This is a genomic window from Fulvivirga aurantia (assembly GCF_009711475.1).
Classification (GTDB): Bacteria; Bacteroidota; Bacteroidia; order Cytophagales; family Cyclobacteriaceae; genus Fulvivirga; species Fulvivirga aurantia.
The window spans coordinates 1-3,036 of sequence record NZ_SMMD01000474.1 but is presented as its reverse complement, the minus strand read 5'-3'; the positions used below and the strand labels follow the sequence as shown (position 1 = coordinate 3,036).

Here is a 3,036-nt window from a genome sequence, read left to right as displayed (position 1 = left end):
GAGACACCCTTTTGCTTAGAAAGTTTTCTGGCTAACACCTAATTTGTCACCTTCATCGTGGTGTTCAATTTCATTGGTATTTGCATATCGTTAGGCATCTGTGCGTTGGCTTTAATTGTGGCATCGCCATCTATTTTTTGTACGATATCAGCTTCGATAATCCAACCAGAATTTTTGTCAACTTCTATGTCAGAATTCATGGTGCCGCTCATGTCGTATTTCATCTTCATGCCGTTGGTTTCTACATAGGCATCTTTATCTTCAGTTGCGATGTTTCCAGTGCCTTTCAAAGTAATTTTATCACCCGATACGCTCACAAGCTCGTACTCGGTAATCAGCTTGGCTGCCATTCCCGCTTCCAGGTTGGTGCTTACCGTCCATGTGTCGCCAATTTTTACTTTGCCTTCCGGGTAGATGGCCGTCACCATTTCCATATTGCCGATCATTGCTTCTTCACCGTAAGCTTTCATCAGCTGCTCTTTAATTTGCTGTTTCTGCATGGCAGGCAATTCTTCAAATTGGTCTACAGTCTTGCCCCACATTTCGTCTAGCTTTTTCACGGAAGTAACTTTACCGTTTTTCTTCATAACCACATCAAAAGGCTGGTCTTTAATGGCTGCCAGCATAGAAGAGAATACATCGCCTTCGGTTGGGTTTTCAGAGCTAAATTCTGTGGTTCCCTGTGGCATTTTCATGGCCATGTTCAGCGATTTAAATACAGTTTTTAGCTGGTAGCTGTCATTTTCTACGGCAGCAACTTCAAAAGCCATGTTTCCCGAGATTTTCATATTTATCTCCATAGACTGGCCACCAAAATCCTGTACAATCGATATGTCTGATTGCATTACCTGGTTGTAAGTTTCACCTTGTTTGAGGGTAAGGCCAAGGTCATATTTCTGAGCTTGCGCAACCGTGGCAAGCGTAAGTAGTAAAAGTGTAAAAAATTTGTGCATTAGAATGTTTTAAATGTTTGAATAATTACCTGAAGCTAGCGAAAATAGTTTGAACGAGAGTGAGTGCACAGGCTAAATCTAGTCTTTACCCAGTATCCGTGTCCAGAGTGCACTCATAATGGCCTTGCCATCGTCAAACTCCTTTTCAACTTCTTCGATGTGTACTTTGTCATCTTCCCGGTAGATGTGGTAAGAAAACACAAAATCGCCTTCTTTCTCCAACCAACCCGTACGTTGCCCAAAGCGTAGGTCATTGTAAATTACCCCTTTTGCTACAGGTTGTATCGTATACCAGCCGTTGGTAAGGTCTATCAGCTGCTTTACATCTTCATCTTGCCTGTAAGGTGTGAGAAAATCATGATTTTTAGGAAAGTAGAAATACGCTATATCCTTGTTGTTATCCAGCAAAGAATAATAGCCGATTTTATACCCATCGGCAAGCTCAGCATTGGAGGTCCACAGGAGGGTGTTGAGCGGTGCAGGCCTGGTGTCGTAGCGTGAGACTTTCATGTTTTCTTTGGCAAAAGAGTCTTCAAAGACAGAATTGACATGCTGTTTTACTACTACTGAGAAAACCAGGTAAGCCGAACTTATCACAAGGCCAATGGTATTGAGTTTTTGGCGTTTTTGACTGGTTTTTGATAGAAACATGAGCCATACGAGGCAGATGGTGAGCGGAAGGGTGTAAAGTGGGTCTATCACGAAAATGCTCTTAAAAGCAATACGATAATCGACCGGCCAAAACAGTTGTGTACCCCAGGTGGTGAAGCAATCGAGTAAAGCATGGGTAAAGAAGCCTAAGAAAAATAATAATGTCCAGTCTCGCCATGTGGCCGAGGAGGAGTTGAAAAGCTTTCTCATAACAAAGCCTAGCAGCGGGGCAAAGATGAGGGCAAACGCCAGCGAATGGGTAAATCCGCGGTGAAAGTTGAGCGCGTCTACCGTGCCCATGGCATTACCAATAAATACATCCAGGTCAGGGATAGTGCCGGCTATGGCGCCAAAGAGCGGTGCTTTGTTACCTATTTTGCGGCCAGCTACAGCTTCTCCAACAGCGGCTCCAAGTACAATTTGAGTGAAAGAATCCAATGCTTTTTTCTTTACTAAGATCTACGACTTTTTCTACTAAACATAGTTTTTGGCTAGCTGTTTTCATTCTATAAATCAACATGTATAACATAAAAACCAACAACGTATATGAGCTTTATAGAAAATAATGATGTGCAGATCTATTATGAAGATTATGGAGAGGGTAAACCAGTGATATTGATTCACGGCTGGCCCTTGAGCCACAAAGCCTGGGAAGGGCAGGTATCGACCATTGTGGATGCCGGCTACCGCTGCATTACCTACGACCGCAGAGGCTTTGGTCAATCAAGCGCTCCCTGGGGTGATTATGATTACACGACCCTTGCTTCAGATTTAAAGGCCTTAATAGATACCTTAGATCTCGATAGCGTGACCCTTATCGGATTTTCGATGGGTGGGGGAGAGGTAGTACGCTACCTTACAGAGTATGGCGATGATAAGATTGAGAAAGCGGCCCTGGTAAGCTCTATCATACCATTGGTACCGCAAAAAGAAGATAACCCTGATGGTGTGCCTCAGGAAGCTTTGGATGATATCTTAGATGCGATTAAATCAGATCGGGTGGGCTTTCTTACGGATTTTCATAAAAATTTCTATAATTATGAAGACAATACCGACAGTATGAGTGAGGAGCAATTACATTACGATTGGTCTATCGCCTCTCACGCGTCACCACAGGCGACTTTTCAATGTGCCAAATCGTGGGCCACAACTGACTTTAGAGATGAACTCAAAAATGTGAGTGTACCTACGCTCATCATTCATGGCGATGCTGACAACATTGTGCCTATCGAGACATCGGCCAAGCAAGCGGCTGAAGGAATACCCAACAACCGGTTTGAAATTATCAAAGGCGGCCCTCATGGCTTAAATGTCACCCATCGTGACGAATTGAATAAGCTTTTGGTAGATTTTCTGGAAGAGTAAAAGCAGTAAAATTATATATGAGGCCGACTCAAAAGTGGTAAAACAACTCTTGCAGGTCATTCTGACG

Annotated in this window: 3 protein-coding genes; 1 reads left to right on the top strand and 2 read right to left on the bottom strand. The window is 43.3% G+C overall.

Annotated elements, in window-relative coordinates; genetic code table 11:
• Window positions 1-38: 38 nt before the first annotated feature.
• Together E1176_RS03230 and E1176_RS03225 are read right to left on the bottom strand one after the other, a co-directional pair.
• Window positions 39-953: a DUF6263 family protein gene (locus tag E1176_RS03230; RefSeq protein WP_155209140.1), complete on the bottom strand. Its 915-nt coding sequence runs from the start codon at window positions 951-953 to the stop codon at window positions 39-41.
• Between the two features lie 78 nt (window positions 954-1,031).
• Window positions 1,032-2,042, bottom strand: coding sequence for a metal-dependent hydrolase (locus tag E1176_RS03225; RefSeq protein WP_155209139.1), 1,011 nt, complete (start codon window positions 2,040-2,042; stop codon window positions 1,032-1,034).
• A gap of 108 nt (window positions 2,043-2,150) precedes the next feature.
• Between E1176_RS03225 and E1176_RS03220 the strand changes: the two genes are divergently transcribed.
• Window positions 2,151-2,969, top strand: a complete 819-nt coding sequence (locus E1176_RS03220; RefSeq protein ID WP_155209138.1) for an alpha/beta fold hydrolase — start codon at window positions 2,151-2,153, stop codon at window positions 2,967-2,969.
• Window positions 2,970-3,036: the final 67 nt, after the last annotated feature.